The organism is Halomarina oriensis (genome assembly GCF_009791395.1).
GTDB lineage: Archaea > Halobacteriota > Halobacteria > Halobacteriales > Haloarculaceae > Halomarina > Halomarina oriensis.
This window is the reverse complement of sequence record NZ_WSZK01000035.1, coordinates 1-15855: the sequence shown is the minus strand read 5'-3', so window position 1 is coordinate 15855 and position 15855 is coordinate 1. Positions and strand designations below refer to the sequence as shown.

The window sequence follows — 15855 nt, the reverse complement described above, 5'->3', positions numbered from 1 at the left end:
CCTCTGACGGTCCCACTCACATGGACGACGCGACACGCATCACGAGCGTCGACGACGTCCCCGACGTCGGGTCGCACCTGTTCACCGTCCGGGAGGCCGACGGCAGTGCCGAAGAGGTCGTCCTCGTTCGGTCGGCGGACTGTGACACCGTGACGGGTGGGACCGTCGACGAGACGACCGCCGTCCTGGCCTGGAAGAACTACTGCCAACACGAGACCGACCAGCGACTCGACCGTGGGACGGGTGTGGCGATGCGCGACGGGGAACTCGTCTGCCCGAAACACGGGTCGTTCTTCGACGCCTGCTCGGGGTACTGTGACAACGGGAAGGCGAAGGGGTCGACGCTCGCACCGGTCGCCGTCTCGGTCGCCGACGGCGACGTCTACCTCACCGACGACGACCTGACGTACCTCCACGCCGGCGGCATCGAGGCGGGGGACGCGACGACCGACGACGATGACGACGACATGCCGGGGTCGACCTCACACCTCTCGTTCTGACGAAACAGTCGCCCGGTGTGGCTGGCCGACGTCGCTCGCCGTCGCTCGCGGGTCGGTAGTAAGAAAATGCTCCGACGGGGATTCGAACTCACTCGCGGCGAAGCCGCTCGTTGCTCGAATCCACCTCGTGCGCGTTTCGTTCGCGTCACAGAGTGACGCTCACTACAATGCTCCGACGGGGATTCGAACCCCGGTCATCACCGTGAGAGGGTGATATGATTGGCCGGACTACACCATCAGAGCAGTCCTCGTCTGCACGCTAATGTATCGGAGAACGACGTATAACGATTGCGTTTCGGGGCGCTCTGTGTCACTCGTCATCGAACGTCGACCGGGTCGCGTCGGGTTCGTCGCCGGACCGCGAGATGATGTTCTCACGGCCTACACGAAGCTTGTGAATCTCCTCGTCCTCCTCCATCTCGGAGAGCAGCATGCTCACCTTCGACTTCGACCACCCGGTCTCGTCGACGATGTTCACCTGCTTCATCCGCCCGCCGTTCTCCGCGAGCAGCGACCGGACGCGATCCTCGTCGCTCAGTAGTTCCTCGTCGGTGACCGCCGGTTCCGGTTCGGGTGCCGGTTCGGGCGTCGACTCGGGACTCGACGTCTCACCGTCGGTCCCGCCGCCGTTCGGCGTCTCGTCGTCGAGGTAGCCGTGTCGGAACGCGAGACTCCCCAGGGCGACGAGGACGATAGCACCGAACGCGAACGGCCAGACGACGAGGTCACCCGCCTCACCCTCCCCGCCGGGAGGCGTCTCCTCTCCGCCACCGATGCCTCCCGCTCCCGAGTCCTCGGTCGTTCCGTCAGTGGTCGTCGCACCCGCTCCCGGATCGGCCTGGTCCACGGGCGAGAAGACGACCCGCGGTTGCTGGTCGAGGAACTGCGTGCCGCCGCTCTCGCCGTGCCAGAGGAGCGTGTCGCCGGTCTCCTCGACGCCCTGCTGTGGCGACGGTTCGACCGTCGTCGGCGTGAGGCTGTCGTCCCACGTGACAACGAGGCGCTGATCGGCCGAGAGCGTCAACCCTCCCTCGAAGACGTCGCCCACGACGAGTCCCTCCTCGGCCTCGACGGCGAACCCCGTCCAGAGGAACGACATCTCGACGACGCCGACGTCGTTGAGGCCCCTCCGGACGTACGCGTCCTTCGAGAACCCGGCCGCGTCCATCTCACGACCCGTCTCGTCCGCGCCGGCGCTCGTCAGCGCGTTCGCTCGGGTGACGAAGTTCCGATAGGACTGGGTCTCGTTCTCGTCGAAGCGCTCGGCGTACGTCTCGAACTGTCGCCGTTCGGACTGGTTCGCCAGCACACGCTCGTAGCTGAACGTCCACCGCGCGGTCCCGTTCTCGTGGACGTGGATGGTGAACTCCTCGCGGTCGAACCCCTGTTGCGTACCGCTCTCGGGGGCCGTCGACGCAGCGACAGCCATCGGCGTCCCCGCCACGAGTACCACGAGTACCCCGACCATCAACACCCGATGCATCTGGCAATCGGTAGCAGTCGAAGTATAAAATCGATACGACCGACGCTCGTCGTGCGACCGCTGTGTGGACGTGGAGCGAAGCGGACGACGACGGAACCCGAACGGTGGTCGACGCCGGCGTGAGCGACTCGCCCGCTGTCTCACTCGTCGTCGGTCCGTTCCGCCGGGTCGTCGGTCGTCGGTCGACGCTCCCGGTCGGTGTCGCCGTCGTCGGTCCGAATCACGTCGACCCACTCCCCTGCTTGCCGTGGCGGTTCGGGTCCGGTATCCTCGTCGACGGGTCCGCCGCTCGACGACTCGCGCGTTCGGACCACGTCCACGCCCTCCGGCCGCGGCGTGTCCTGGCCGCGTTCCCACATCGCCATCGCCTCCCGGAGCAGTTCGGCTGGGTGTTCGGGGTGATCCTCGAACGACTCCAGTTGTGACCGACAGGACGCGCCCGGTGTGACGGTCCGGTCACCGTCCGCGCCCTCGACCTGTTCGACGAGGACGTCGCCGATGGCGCGACTCATCGAGTAGTGTTCGGCCTCGTAGCCGAAACTGCCGGCCATCCCACAGCACCCGGAGTCGAGCGGGTCGACCTCGTAGCCCGCCCGTCGCAGGACGCCGACGGCGTGGTGGTCTTTCAGCGTCGACTTCTGGTGACAGTGGCCGTGGTAGGTCAGTCGGCCCGTCCCCGACAGGGGGAGGCGTTCGCCGAGACGGTGGACGTCGACGTACTCCGAGAAGCCGTAGACGTTCTCCGCGAGGTGTTCGACGTCCGGCCCGCTCAGCAGGTCGAGGTAGTCGTGCTGGAGCATCACCGCGTCCGACGGTTCGAGGACGACGACGTCCCAGCCCTCCCGGATTCGTGGCGCGAGGTCGTCGACGACCGACTGTGCCCGTTCGCGGGCGAGGCCCAGCATCCCCTTCGAGTGGGCGGCCCGTCCGCTCGGGCCGACGTCGGGTACCTGCACGTAGACGCCGGCCGCTTCGAGCACCTCGACGGCGGCTTTCCCGGCGGCCGGCCGGTTGTAGTTCGTGTAGGTGTCGGGGAACAGCAGCACCTTCCGGTGGGCCGCTTCGGGCGTGACGGTCGGGGTCCGTTTCGAACACCAGTCCTCGAACGACTCCGTGGCGAACCCCGGGAGGTCACGCTCGCTGGCGATGCCGAACAGCGACTCCTGGAGTCGGCTCACCCCCGGCAGACGCGTCAGCGCGTTCGCCAGCGGCGCGAACGCCGACCCGAGTCGGTTGACGCCGTCGACGTTGGCGAACAGGCGGTCCCGGAGACTGCTCCCGTTGCGCTGGCGGTACTCGTACTCCACCTCGGCTTTGAGCTTCGCCATGTCGACGCCGCTCGGGCAGTCTTTCGCACAGCCCTTGCAGCCGATACAGAGGTCCATCACCTCCTCGACGAACTCGTCGCTGGCGGGGTCCTCCGGGAGCGTACCGCTCATCGCGCTCCGGAGCGCGTTCGCCCGCCCACGGGTCGACAGCGCCTCCTCGTCCATCGCGCGGTAGGTCGGACACATCACGCCGCCCGTCGTCTCCTGAGAGCCCCGACAGCCCCCACAGCCGTGACAGAGTTCGACCATCCCCTGCATCCCGTTCTCCTCGTCCCAGTTCAGCGTCGGCTCGAAGCCGGCCTCGTAGACGTACTCCGGGTCGAACCGGAGGTGGCGGCGCATGTCGTGGCTCTCCACGGCGGAGCCGTGAGCCGACGACGCATCCGCGTCGTCCCGGCCACAGACGGTGCCCGGATTGAGCAGCCACTCGGGGTCGAACGCCGTCTTCAGTTCGCCGAACGCCCGCCAGAGTCGGTCGCCGTAGAGTCGGCGGTTCCACTGGGTGCGAGCGCGTCCGTCGCCGTGTTCGCCCGACACCGACCCGCCGTACTTGACGACGAGCTCCGTGACGGCGTCGGAGATGGCGTAGAACGATTCGAGGCCGCGTTCGGTCTTCGTGTTGACCAGCGGCCGGATGTGGAGGACGCCGGGGCCGGCGTGGGCGTAGTAGGAGGCGAACGTCCCCTCGGCCTCCAGCACTTCCTCGAACTCCTCGACGTAGGCGGGGAGGTTCTCCGCCGGAATCGCGGTGTCCTCGATGAACGAGGCGTGTTTCTCGTCGCTCGTCCGCGAGAGCAGGATGGGAAGCCCCGACTTGCGCATCTTCCAGAACTGGGCTCGCTGCTCGGCGTCGTGAGCCTCCAGCGCCGCGCTGGCGTACCGCTCGCCTCCCGTCGTCTCGGTCGCGCCCTCGCTCGGGTCCGTGACCGTCGCCACGTCGCCCACCCGGTCGGCGACGAGGTCCGCGACGAACTGCTCGCCCTCGGCGTCGCCGTCGGCGTAGAACTCGACGAGCAACACCGAGTCCGTCCCGTCGGGGAGCAGCCCGACGACGTCCGCGAACTCCGGCGTCTCGCGGGCCAGGTCGAGCAACACGTCGTCCATCACCTCGACGGCCGCCGGGTCGTGTTCGAGGATGGCCGCGACGTCCGACAGCGCGTCCAGCAGCGAGTCGTAGGTGAGCAACGCGACGGCCTTCGTTTCGGGGACGAGTTCGAGCGAGACGGTCACCTCCGTGACGATGGCCAGCGTCCCCTCGCTCCCGGCCATGAGTCGAGCGAGGTTGATGCTGTCCGTCTCGTGGGCCTCCTCGACCAACACGTCGAGGTTGTACCCCGAGACGTTGCGTTTGAGGTCGGGGTATCGTCGCTCTATCTCGTCGGCCTCCTCGTCCAGAATCCGAACCACTTCGGCGTAGATGCGCGGCAGGAGCGGACTGTCGGGACCGTCGCCCCACGCTGCGCTGTCGGGGTCGGCCTTCTCGCGCAACTCCTCGACCGATATCTCGCCGAATCGGGTCACGTGCCCGTCGGCGAGCACCACCTCACAGGACTCGACGTAGGCGTCGGTCTTGCCGTAGACCAGCGAGTGTGCGCCCGTCGAGTTGTTCCCAACCGCACCGCCGATGGCGGACTTGTCGGCCCACGCTGGGTCCGGCGCGAACTTCAGGTCGTGGTCGGCCAGTTCTCGATTGAGTTCGCCGAGAATCGCGCCGGCCTGCGCGGTCGCTCTGCGCCGACCGGGACTGACGTCCGTCACCGCGTCCATGTGTCGCGTGAAGTCGAGGACGACGGCGCGGTTGACCGTCTGCCCGGCGAGACTCGTCCCGCCGCCACGCGGCAAGACCGGAATCTTCCGGTTCGCGCAGTAGCGCATCGTCGCCGCCACGTCCTCGGTGCTGGTCGGGAAGACGACGCCGATGGGCACCTGCTCGTAGGCGCTGGCGTCCGTCGCGTAGAGCGCCCGCGAGTAGTCGTCGAACCGGACGTCACCCTCGACGAGCGATTCGAGGTCCTCGACGAGTCCCGGACGGGCCACGTCGCCCATCTCGTAGTCGTACGTCGCTCGTGGGTCCTCGGCCGGGTCCCCCGAGCGCTCCCCGAGTGCCATACCTCGTCAACCCCGTCCGGGGATAAAAAACCGCGTGCGGTCGGTGGGATCCGTCGGCCGAAAGCAGGGCCTTTTCGCCGCGAAACGGTTTCGACCGACCGTTTCTCCGTCTTTTCACTCGGCAAGTACGTTCTCCGAGGACGGAGTGTACGAGTCTCGAAACCGTCCGTAACGCGACTGTTATCGGAGTTACGACGCACCCTGTGAGGCCGGCCCCCACGGATAACAAAGATGCATCCACGAGTCGCCACGGCCGTGTCAGAGGCGTCAACGACGGTAGGAGGGGGAGTCCAGGGCGGACCCCCCGTCTCGGTGCATCGATGGGACGACCACGGGGACCCACCCTCGATAACGGGTCACCACCGCGACGGGGGTCGGGCGTGATAGTCGCCGCCCTCCTCGTCGCGCTCGGTCTCCTGATGGGTATCGTGGTCACACAGGCGCGTGGGCTACGGATGTCGGGAGTGCTCGTCGTCCCGCTGTTCGCGGTCTACTCACTGTACGACCTCTACGCGTTCCCGCTGGCGGTCGTCAGCACGGCTGCCGCGTATCTCGGACTGGCGCTCCTGAAACGTCGGACGATGCTCTACGGGCGCGTCCTGTTGCTCTCGGCCATCGCCATCGGTGCGGTCGTCCCTATCGTCGGCCTCGCCGCTCTCTCCGTGCTGACGGGGACGGACCCGGTGTACGCACACCTCGTCTTCCTCGGGAGCGTTCTCCCCGGTGTCGCCGCGTACAACTACCACCGACTCGACCGCGACCGGCGAATCGAAGACGTCGGTGCGAGCCTCTCGGCGTTCGTCGGTCTGTTCGTCCTCGGAGCGACCGTGCTCAACCCGACGGTCGCCGCGACGCTCGGTCGGCTGACGCCGACCGTGCTGTTCGCGTCGTCGGCCGACGTGGCGACGCTTCGCGGCGCAGCACTGGCCGACCCCGCACTCACCGCGACGGGGGTCGGGTTCGGAGCCTCCGTCGCGCTCCTCCTCGCCGGCGGTGCGGTCTCCGAGGCCGTCTACGGTCGCTACGGCGTCCGACTCAACGGGCTCATCGCGGCCCCGCTGCTCGCGCTGTTCGCGCTCCAGTCACCGAGCGTCGTCCCGCTGTACCTCGTCGGTACCGTCGCCGTGTTCCTCGTCGTCCGGACCATCAACCGGCGAACGCTGCTGTACGGTCGGGTGTTGCTCTCCGTCGCCGTCCTCGCCGGGGTGGTGCTGGCGGTTCCGGCGGCCGCGTTCCTGCCGGGCGTGAGCGGGTTCGTCCTGCTGTTCCTCTCGATCCTCGCCGGCATCGGCGCGTACAACTTCCACCGACTCGCGCCCGCCGAACGGTCGACGGGAGCGCTGCTCTCCGCGGCGCTGTTCGTCGTCTCGCTCGCCGTCGCGCTGCCGGTCGCCCGGCCGCTCTCCGGGACGATGCTCGCCGAGAGCCTCGTCGTCACCGTCGCCCTGTCGCTGCTCGGCGTCGCGGTCTGTGCGCTCGCCGGTGTCCGCGTGACCCGGTTCGAGCGCGAGCGGCGTCGGCTCACCCGCCGACTCACCGCGGAGGGGGTCGCCTGATGCTGTCGACGGTCTTCTCGGCGGCCGGCGAACGCCTCCCATTCCTGTCGGGGGCACACGAGCGCCTCGACGCGGTCCGGAGGTTCGTGACTCGGGGTCCCGACCACCGCGAACGCCTCGCCGACATCGACACGCGTATCGTCGTCTCCGGCACGCGCGGCAAGTCGGGGACGACCGAACGGCTCCACGACGTGTTCGACGCCCGCGGCTACGACACCGGTGCGAAGATAACCGGCAATCGCCCGGCGATGCTCCGGGGCGACGAGCGCCGACCGATCACTCGCGGCGAACGGGTCACGCTGTACGAGAACGAGCGAGAGCTCCGCGAGAACCCACCCGACGACGTCCTCGTCGTCGAGAACCAGGCGATCTCCGACTACACGACCCGGATGGTCGCCGAGCAGTTCGTCGACCCGGACGTGGTCGTGTTGACGAACGTTCGCCGCGACCACCTCGACACCCTCGGCGGCGACCGTCTCGCCATCGCTCGGGCGCTCGCCCGAGCCATCCCGGCCGGCACGCACGTCGTCAACGGCGAGCAGTCGCCGGCCCTGCGGGAGTGTCTGGAGACGGAACTCGACCGACGTGGTGCGACCGTCTCGCACGTCTCGGTTCCCGACGAGCACGCCAACGTCCCGGGTGCGGAGTCCATCTACGCGCTGAACGAAGTGCTCGACGCCGTCGGCGAAGAGCCGCTGTCGCGGGAGCTACTCGGAGGCTACCTCGACGAGATGCGGGTCGAGTGGCGGGCTATCGAGGGCGGTCACGTCTTCAACGCCGCGTCGGTCAACGACACCGAGAGTACGGAGGTCGTTCGCCGTGCCCTCGCCGCGGACCGACCGGGGACGATACAGCCCCTGTTCTACATCCGCGGCGACCGTCGTGGGCGGACCGCGGCGTTCCTGGAGTACCTCTCCGAGTGCTACGAACAGGGCGTCTTCGAGCAGGTCCGGGTCGCGGGCGACGACACCGCTCGGTTCGCTCGGCGTGCGCCGTTCCCGGTGGTCCGCCACGACGGCGACGACCCGGCGACGGTCCTCGACGCCGCGCTCGACGACGGGTGGCCGGTCTTCCTCGTCGGCAACACCGTCGCCGACTTCATGCGCGGCATGGAGGCCGAAGTCGAGCGCCGGGCGGCCGCCGCCGAGTCGACGAAGCCCTCGTCGTCGAACGTGGAGGCGACCCGGTGACCGGCGCTCGACGGTGCCGGTCCGCCTACGAAGCGACCCCGGAGGTGGGAGGGGTGTAACGCCCCTCGGCCGGCAGTCGACGGTTGCCGGCCGCCGTCTCCCGACTCGTTTCCGAGTACCCCCCAACCACAGACAACGATGACAGACGATACACATCGACCCGACGAACCGACTTCCGACCACTCAGCGGACGACTCGACCGACAGCACCGAGGCCACGGACGGTACCTCGCGGCGTGCGTTCCTCGCCGCGGGACTCGCCTCACCGGCGCTCCTCGGACTCGGTGTCGGTGCCGTCGAGGCGAACGCCCGTTCGTCGGCGCTCTCGACCGTCGTCCAGCAGGACACCGAGGCCGACGGCCGCGACACCGCCTCGGTCACCGTCGACTTCCCCGGCGGTAGCGGCCCCGACTCGCTCGCGGAGTCGTTCACCGAACTCACGGCCGACCCCGCGTTGCTCGACGCGCTCGGTGTCGCCCCCGGTCAGCAGGTCCGCGTCCGTCGCACCGACGACGAGTACGCCGCCTACACCGTCGCCGGAGCGCGACAGGAGCGTGCCGACGACACCGTCCGCATCGACCGTCGCGCTCGCTGCCGCCTCGCGCTCGACGAACTGAACTGGGAGAACACCGGCGACAAACAGCAGGGCTGTCCCACCTACGAGGGCGGCTGCTCGCTCGCCGACGAGTCGTTCGACGCCGTCGTCGACCCCGTCCTCCCGGCTCCCGACATGACCGTCGAGGAGGCCCGCGAGAACGACGAACTCGTCGAGGTCCTCGACTACGACGAGCGCTCGCTGGTCGTCGCCCTCGCACCACACGGCGGTGACGTCGAAGCCGGCACCGCGGAACAGGCCGAGCGCTTCGCCGCCAGCTACGACCCGCCCGTGACCACCTGGCGTACGTACGGCTTCCGCGACGGCGGCGGCGCGTTCGTCCGCTGGCACGTCCCCTCGACGCAGCTCTCGCCCGCGTCGTTCCCGAAACTCGCGTCCATCACCGACCACACGTTCCGGTTCGGCGTGAGCTTCCACGGCACCTGCACCGCTCGCGTCCGTGTCGGCGGCAACGCCTCCGAGGAGACGCGTGAGGCGGTCCGTGACGCCATCGCTGGCGTCCTGCCCGACAGCATGCCCACGCCCGTCCTCGCGGAGGGACGGTACGCGGCGACCGACGAGGACGTCCTCATCAACGAACTCACCGACGACGACGGCATCTGGGTCGGCCAGCCGAAGTCCGTCCGCGACGAGCACGGCGACGCCGTCGCCGACGCCGTCGCCGACGCGCTGAACCGTCGGACCTGATTCGGCTTCAGGTCCCTGTTCTGGACCACACGACGCCGTCCGGCGACGCCTCGTTCGTCTCGAACTCCACCGTCGCGGGGCCACCGAGCCGGATGTGGTCGTACTCCCGACCACCTTCCGCAGCTTCGTCGGTCGTGGCGAGTTCGAACCGGTCCGCTTCGTCGGCGGTCGTTCGGTCGACGACTCCAGTGCTCGGGACGATAGCCTCGACCGTCGCCCCGGGGACGGCTTCGTTCGACAGGTCGAACACCTGGCCGTCGATACGCGACGACGCCCCATCGGGTTCGCTGGTCGTCTCACTCCTCGCCGTCGATTCGCCGTTCGTCGTGGTCGTCCCCGAGGTGTTCGACGCGTTGCACCCCGAGACGCCGGTCACGACACCGACTGCGAGGGCCCAGCCGTCACTCGAACACGTCGGCCACGGCGTCGGCGATGGTCCGGCCGTACTCGCGGCGCGCGTCCCACGGCTGTTCTATCTGCACCCCGTCCCGACCGGAGGCACTCAGCCAGTTGACGACGTTGTCCGGGTGGTCGCCGTCGCGGCTCTCGTCGCTTGCCAGTCGTACGTCGAACGCGTCTCCGACGGCCGCCGCGATGGTGTCACGGACCGTCCGCCTCCGGTCGAGCGGGGCGGCTCCGCCGACGGCGACGTGGTCCTCACCCCACCCGTGGAAGCCGACCACCGCGTCGAACGACCGGTTCGACACCTCGGCGAGTCGGGGGAACGACGCCGGGTGGATGTCCGTCGACCCGACGTGCCACCGGTCGAACGCACCGCCGCCGGGCCACCACCCGGCGCAGTACCACACCGGCACGTCGAGTCGTTCGCCGACGTGGGTGGCCTGTTCGTCGGTCCCGTACTCGATGTAGCCGCCGTGTGGAGCGAGCACGACCAGGCGTTCGTCGTCGGCGTCGACGAGTCGCTCGACGAACCCGCCGGTGTCGGCCGCCGTCGCCTCGTCTCTGGTCGGGTGGACGACTCGTGTGCTCACCTCGACGTCGAACGCGTCACCAGTCGCGCCGAGTCGGTCGCGGCCACCGGTGCCCACCGCTCCCACCGCCTCGTCGGTCGGGACGACGGTGAACACCGCCGGCCCGTCCTCGTGGCGGAGGCGGACCTGCTGACCGGCGACGACTCCCAGCGACGACGTGACAGAGCGGGGCAGTCGACAGACCTCGTCGTCGGAGATGGCCCCGGTGACACGCACCTCCCGTCGCTCGTCGTCACTGCCGGCCGCAGCCGTCGCGGCCCGGCCGGCACCGAATGTGCCGGCGGCTGCGACGCTCTGAATCAGCAACCGCCGCCTCGTCATCAAGCGTCCTTTCACAGTTATTCGTGACTACCACGTTCACTTAACACTCTCTACTACGTACGGAAACTGACGGTCGTTCTGTCCGGTCCCGTGAGGTCCCGTCGGCTCCGCTCAGTCGTCGGCAGGTGCGGACGCTGCTCCTTCCAGTTCCTCGGGGGCGACGCTCCCATACCGGACGATAGCGTCGAACTGGTCCATCGCCGTCCGGTCACCCGACGCGATACCGCGGCCCGACTCGCGGCCGAACTGCCGGGTCACGAACTCGCGGGCCACGAGGACACGCCGCCCGTCGCCCGCGGCGAGGTCCTCCGAAGCCATGTCGAGCAGTTCGGCGGCGGCGAACACGTCGTAGACGTAGTTCGCCAGTTCCTTCGCCTGCAACTGGGCGTAGTCGCGGTCCTCGGTGGCGAGCGTCGCCATCGCCGTCTGGAGGTCCGCGAGTTCGTCGCGGACCGTTTCGGCGGCCGCCGCCAGTGCGTCGTGCTCGGCGGCCGCATCGAGACGCTCTTCCACTGCGGGAACGAACACCTCGTGGCTGGCCTGTTTGGCGAGGACGCGGAGCACGTCCAGCGAGAGGACGTTCGAGGTCCCCTCCCAGATGGGGAGCACCTGCGCGTCGCGGAGCATTCGCTCGGTCGTGAACCCGGAGACGTAGCCGTTCCCGCCCAGCACCTCGCAGGCGTAAGACGCCGTGTCGACCGATTCCCGAGCAGTACGGAGTTTGGCGATGGGGACGAGCAGGCGCAGCAGGCGGAAGGCGTCCGATTCGTGGCCGTCGTCGCTCGCACGGTACTCGTCGAGCAGGCGCGAGGCGGCGAAGACGAACGCAGACGCCGCCTCGTAGTCGGTCGCCATCTCGGTCAGGTCGCGGCGCAGCAGCGGATGCTGGTCGATGGTCGACCCGAACGCCTCGCGGTCGGCGGCGTACACTTTCGCTTCGAGCAGACAGCGTCCGATTATGCCCACGCTCGCGGCGGCGTTCGACAGGCGCTCGAAGTTGAGCATCTCGGTCATATACCGGAAGCCCTGCTCGGGGTCACCGACGAGGTAGCCCGTCGCGCCGCGCAGTTCGACCTCACCGGTAGGGACCGACAGCGTCCCGAGTTTGTCCTTCAGACGACGGTACAGTTGGTCGTTGAGTCGGGCGTCCTCGCTCTCGCCGCGTGGGTCGCCCTCCTCGCTGACGGTGTGGGGGACGACGAACAGCGAGAGGCCCTTCGTCCCCTCGGGCGCGCCCTCGCGGCGGGCGAGCGCCAGCGTCCCCTCGGCGTCGATGTTCGAGCAGAACCACTTCTCGCCGGTGAGTTCGTAGACGCCCTCCTCGTCCGTCTCGACGGCGGTGGTCTCGTTCGCGCCGACGTCGCTTCCGCCCTGCTTCTCGGTGAGGAACATCGCCCCCTCGACGTACGCCTCGGGGTCGTCGCTGGTCAACGCCTCGACGTAGCGTTCGATTCGCGGGTCGTCCCGGCCGAACCGGTCGAGGACGATGGCCGCGCCGACGGTCATCGACGCCGGACAGACGAACCCGGGGTCGGCGTACGAGAGCATCGCTTCGCCCGCGATGGCGTGGGTCAGGCCGAGCGGTTCGTCCCGTCCGTCGGGGGCGTGGAAGACGTCGTGTGCGAGGCCGAACTCGCAGTACGTCGCCAGTTCCGTGTCGGCGAGCGCGGGGTGGTAGTCGACGTGGTTGGCCACCTCGCCCCAGTCGTCGTAGGTGTCGAGTTCGGGGGGGGTGGCGCTCGACGGCCTCGCTGTTGTCGACGATGCGCGTCCCGGTCTGCTCGCCGAGCCAGTCCAGTCGTGACTCGGCCCACTCGTAGTCGGCGTCCGGGTAGGCGCGCTCGGCGACACGCTGGAGGGTCCGGTCGAGCACCCAGTAGTTGCAGTCACGCCCGCTGTCGAGCGTGCCGTAGTCGATAGGGTCGTCCATGTCCGAGGGTGACGGAGCGACGACATAACTGCTGTGGGGCGGCCTCCCACGTCGTCGCCCGTGGTCGAACCGGACGGGCCGTCAGAACAGGGACGACGGTGGTGGCCGCCGGTCACGGCGAGCGTGCGGGCCGCGCGGACCACCGCCTCGGTGCAGCCGGTGCGAGCGGAGTCTCTCCCTCAGCCGTCGACCTCCTCGGTCGCGGCCTCGGGCGCGTTCGAGCGAACGCTGTGGATGCCGTTGCGCGCGTCGCTCTCGTTGACGTACCCCTCCCCGGAGTCGGCGATGATGTTGCCGTTGTCGTGGACGAGTCGCCAGCGGTACTTGCCTGCCGCGTCCTCGTACAGCTCGAATGTCGCGTGGGACATGCTTTCACCGAGTACAGCGACGAGTAAAGTACCCCGACAGCGTGCGACCGAATAGTCTGTCCAGGGACAACAGTCGGTCGACAGTCGGTCGACAGTCGAGTTTATCCGCTCCCCCGACCTTCCCTGAGGTAGTACCGAACCGACCGTCCAGAGCCACGGCGCTATCCGTCGAGTGCTCGGACCCGCCGCTTCGGTCGGAGTTCCCAATGCAACCCGTATCCGCGACGACCAGCAGTCCCGCCGAGACGCCTCGCCGCGCCGCGATTCGCGCCGACGGCGTCTCCGTGACCTACGCCTCCGGGACGGAGGCCGTCAAGAACGTCTCGCTCACCGTCCCCGAAGGCGAGTTCTTCGGCTTCCTCGGCCCCAACGGCGCGGGCAAGACGACGACCATCAAGGCGCTCGTGACGCTCCTCGACCCGACCGGTGGGGCGGTCACGGTCAACGGCTTCGACGCTCGCCGTGACCGCCGCGCGCTCCGCGGTTCCATCGGCTACATGGCCCAGGAGACCAGTATCGACCTCGAACTCACCGCCCGCGAGAACGTCCGGTTCGCCTGCGAGGCCTACGGCGTCCCGCGTGGCGAGCGTACCGCCCGCATCGACGACCTGCTGGCCCTCGTGGACCTCGCCGACGTGGCCGACGACCAGGCCAAGACCTACTCGGGCGGGATGAAGAAACGCCTCGACGTGGCGACGGCGCTCGTCCACCGCCCGCCGCTGGTCTTCCTCGACGAACCGACGACGGGGCTGGACCCGAAGGCTCGCAACCGCCTCTGGGAGTACTTCCGACGAATCAACGAGGAGGGGACGACGGTGTTCCTGACGACGCAGTACCTCGAAGAGGCCGACCAGCTGTGTGACCGCCTCGCCGTCATCGACGACGGACGCATCGTCGCGGAGGGGACGCCCGCCGAACTGAAGGCCCGCGTCGGCGGCGACGTGCTCAGCGTCGACCTCGTCGACGCCGACGCGGTGACCGTCGAACGTGCAGAGCGCGTCGTCCGCGAGTCCGGCCTGCTCGACGGCGAAGGGGTCGTCTCGCGGACCGACACCGGCCTGAGCGTCACGTCCCAGCGTGCCCGACGTGTGGGGACCGACCTGCTCGTCGCGCTGCGCGACGCCGGCATCCTCGTCGAGGGGTTCGAGGTCCACTCACCGACGCTCGACGACGTGTTTCTCGCTATCACCGGTGTGCCGGCCGGCGAGCGGGTGGCCGGTGCGAACGCGACCACGGGGGCGGGCCGATGAACGGCGGTGCCGAGACCCGGACGGCGACGGTCGAGGACCCGCAGTTCGCCGACTCCGTCACAACGACGAGCGGGCGGACCGGGTCGACCGCCTACCTCGCGGAGGTGTGGGTCAACTTCAAACGCTGGAACCGCAAGGCCCTCAGGAACCCGTTTATCGTCGTCGGGAGCGTCGTCCAGCCCGTCGTCTTCCTCCTGCTGTTCTCGGAGGTGTTCGGCGGCGTCGTCGGTGCGACTATCGGGGACGCGGCCGGTGTGGGCTACCTGACGTTCCTCGTCCCGGCTATCGTCATCCAGGTGGCGCTCATCGCCGCCTCGTCGTCCGGTATCGGCCTCGTCAACGACATCGAGAACGGGATGTTCGAGAAGGTACTCGTCACGCCGATGCGTCGCTCGGCGGTGTTCGTCGGTAAGACGCTCTCGGAGATGATTCGCGTCGCCGTGCAGGGGACGCTCATCGTCGTCCTCGGCGTCCTCCTCGGCGCGACCATCGAAACCGGCGTGCTCGGCGCGCTGGCGATGCTCGGCGTCGCCGTCCTGTTCAGCGTCTGGTTCACCGCGTTCTCGAACGTCCTCGCGCTCGTCACGCGCGACCAGGAGTCGACCATCATCGGCGCGAACCTGCTGACGTTCCCGCTGCTGTTCGTCTCCTCGGCGTTCCTCCCCATCGAGTCCCTGCCGGGGTGGATGCAGGTCGTCGCCCGCCTCAACCCCATCACCTACGGCGTCGACGCGACCCGGACGCTGATGATAGAGGGCTGGAACTGGAGCGCGCTCGCGCCGGACCTCGCCGTCCTCGTCGGCCTCGACGTGGTGTTCGGGGCCGTCGCCGTCTTCATGCTCACGCGGGCGTCGTCCGCACGGGTCTGAGCCGTCCGTGTCGCCTCAGCGGCGTTCGTAGGTGACGAACGCGAACCCCTCTCGCTCCTCTCGCTCGACTTCGACGAACGCCTCCCGGTCCCACTCCGGGAACCGCGTGTCTCCCTCGTGCGACTCGTCCAGTTCCGTCAGGACGAGACGGTCGGCGTGCGAGAGGAACTGTTCGTAGACCGTCTCGCCGCCGCCGACGTACACCGTCCGGACCCCGCGCTCGCGGGCGTCGGCCCCCGCGGCCGCCAGCGCCGCGTCGACGCCTCCGACCTCCACGACGCGTTCGTCCTCGGTGTCGACGCCCGTCGTCGTGAGGACGACGCTCGTCCGGTTCGGGAACGGCCCACCGATATCGGCGGCGATGGACTCGTAGGTCAGTCGGCCCATCACGACGGGGTGGCCCGTCGTCGTCTCCTCGAAGTGCGCGAGGTCCGCGGGAAGGTGCCACGGCATCGCGCCGGCCCGGCCGATGACGCCGTTTTCGGCGACGGCGGCGACGAGGACGATTCGAAGCCCCTCGTCGGTGGGGACGTCCTCGCCCGTGGGTGAGTCCTCGGCCACGACTCACTCCGCGACGGCGAATCGGATGCCGTCGGCCGGGTCGTAGTCGTACAGTTCGACGTCCTCGAACCGTAACTCGTCGAGCGGTACGTCAGC

Annotated in this window: 11 protein-coding genes, 1 tRNA gene and 2 pseudogenes; 6 read left to right on the top strand and 8 right to left on the bottom strand. The window is 68.9% G+C overall.

Annotated elements, in window-relative coordinates:
• The first annotated feature begins 20 nt into the window (after positions 1–20).
• The gene (locus GQS65_RS18270) at positions 21–500 is read left to right on the top strand and encodes a Rieske (2Fe-2S) protein (protein WP_158206063.1); all 480 of its coding nucleotides are present in this window, start codon (positions 21–23) and stop codon (positions 498–500) included.
• Positions 501–668: 168 nt separating this feature from the next.
• On the opposite strand, the gene GQS65_RS18265 is transcribed toward GQS65_RS18270, so the two are convergent.
• The 3 genes and pseudogenes from GQS65_RS18265 to GQS65_RS18255 form a co-directional block, all read right to left on the bottom strand.
• Positions 669–743 (bottom strand) — tRNA-Glu (locus tag GQS65_RS18265).
• A gap of 67 nt (positions 744–810) precedes the next feature.
• On the bottom strand, positions 811–1983 hold the full coding sequence (locus tag GQS65_RS18260; protein ID WP_158206062.1) for a helix-turn-helix transcriptional regulator: 1173 nt from the start codon (positions 1981–1983) through the stop codon (positions 811–813).
• A 356-nt stretch (positions 1984–2339) separates the two neighbouring features.
• A pseudogene (locus GQS65_RS18255) lies at positions 2340–5420 on the bottom strand (FAD-linked oxidase C-terminal domain-containing protein); the annotation flags it as partial.
• Positions 5421–5800: 380 nt separating this feature from the next.
• On the opposite strand from GQS65_RS18255, the gene GQS65_RS18250 reads away from it, so the two are divergent.
• The 3 genes from GQS65_RS18250 to GQS65_RS18240 all read left to right on the top strand — a co-directional run bounded on the left by GQS65_RS18250 (position 5801) and on the right by GQS65_RS18240 (position 9468).
• Positions 5801–6976, top strand: a complete 1176-nt coding sequence (locus GQS65_RS18250; RefSeq protein ID WP_158206060.1) for a poly-gamma-glutamate biosynthesis protein PgsC/CapC — start codon at positions 5801–5803, stop codon at positions 6974–6976.
• Positions 6976–8166, top strand: a complete 1191-nt coding sequence (locus GQS65_RS18245) for a Mur ligase family protein (protein ID WP_158206059.1) — start codon at positions 6976–6978, stop codon at positions 8164–8166. The genes GQS65_RS18250 and GQS65_RS18245 overlap by 1 nt, the downstream gene beginning before the upstream one ends.
• Before the next feature lie 138 nt (positions 8167–8304).
• Entirely contained in the window at positions 8305–9468 is a 1164-nt protein-coding gene (locus GQS65_RS18240) for a poly-gamma-glutamate hydrolase family protein (RefSeq protein ID WP_158206058.1), read from the top strand.
• A gap of 7 nt (positions 9469–9475) precedes the next feature.
• Here GQS65_RS18240 and GQS65_RS18235 read toward each other — a convergent pair whose 3' ends face one another.
• The 4 genes and pseudogenes from GQS65_RS18235 to GQS65_RS18220 form a co-directional block, all read right to left on the bottom strand.
• Positions 9476–9844 (bottom strand): carboxypeptidase-like regulatory domain-containing protein, encoded by a 369-nt coding sequence (locus tag GQS65_RS18235; protein WP_158206057.1) that lies wholly within the window; start codon positions 9842–9844, stop codon positions 9476–9478.
• A 25-nt stretch (positions 9845–9869) separates the two neighbouring features.
• The gene (locus GQS65_RS18230) at positions 9870–10796 is read right to left on the bottom strand and encodes a poly-gamma-glutamate hydrolase family protein (RefSeq protein WP_368280320.1); all 927 of its coding nucleotides are present in this window, start codon (positions 10794–10796) and stop codon (positions 9870–9872) included.
• A 96-nt stretch (positions 10797–10892) separates the two neighbouring features.
• A pseudogene (locus GQS65_RS18225) lies at positions 10893–12711 on the bottom strand (acyl-CoA dehydrogenase family protein).
• A 179-nt stretch (positions 12712–12890) separates the two neighbouring features.
• Positions 12891–13079, bottom strand: a complete 189-nt coding sequence (locus GQS65_RS18220; RefSeq protein ID WP_158206056.1) for an HVO_2922 family protein — start codon at positions 13077–13079, stop codon at positions 12891–12893.
• A gap of 206 nt (positions 13080–13285) precedes the next feature.
• Between GQS65_RS18220 and GQS65_RS18215 the strand changes: the two genes are divergently transcribed.
• The gene (locus tag GQS65_RS18215) at positions 13286–14329 is read left to right on the top strand and encodes an ABC transporter ATP-binding protein (RefSeq protein WP_158206055.1); all 1044 of its coding nucleotides are present in this window, start codon (positions 13286–13288) and stop codon (positions 14327–14329) included.
• Positions 14326–15198 carry an ABC transporter permease gene (locus GQS65_RS18210; protein ID WP_158206054.1) on the top strand — a complete coding sequence of 291 codons (873 nt, stop codon included), beginning with the start codon at positions 14326–14328 and terminating at the stop codon, positions 15196–15198. Before GQS65_RS18215 ends, GQS65_RS18210 begins: the two co-directional genes overlap by 4 nt.
• A 15-nt stretch (positions 15199–15213) precedes the next feature.
• Here the strand turns inward: GQS65_RS18210 and GQS65_RS18205 are convergent, their stop codons facing one another.
• Positions 15214–15759, bottom strand: a complete 546-nt coding sequence (locus GQS65_RS18205; RefSeq protein WP_368280318.1) for a dihydrofolate reductase — start codon at positions 15757–15759, stop codon at positions 15214–15216.
• Between the last annotated feature and the right edge of the window lie 96 nt (positions 15760–15855).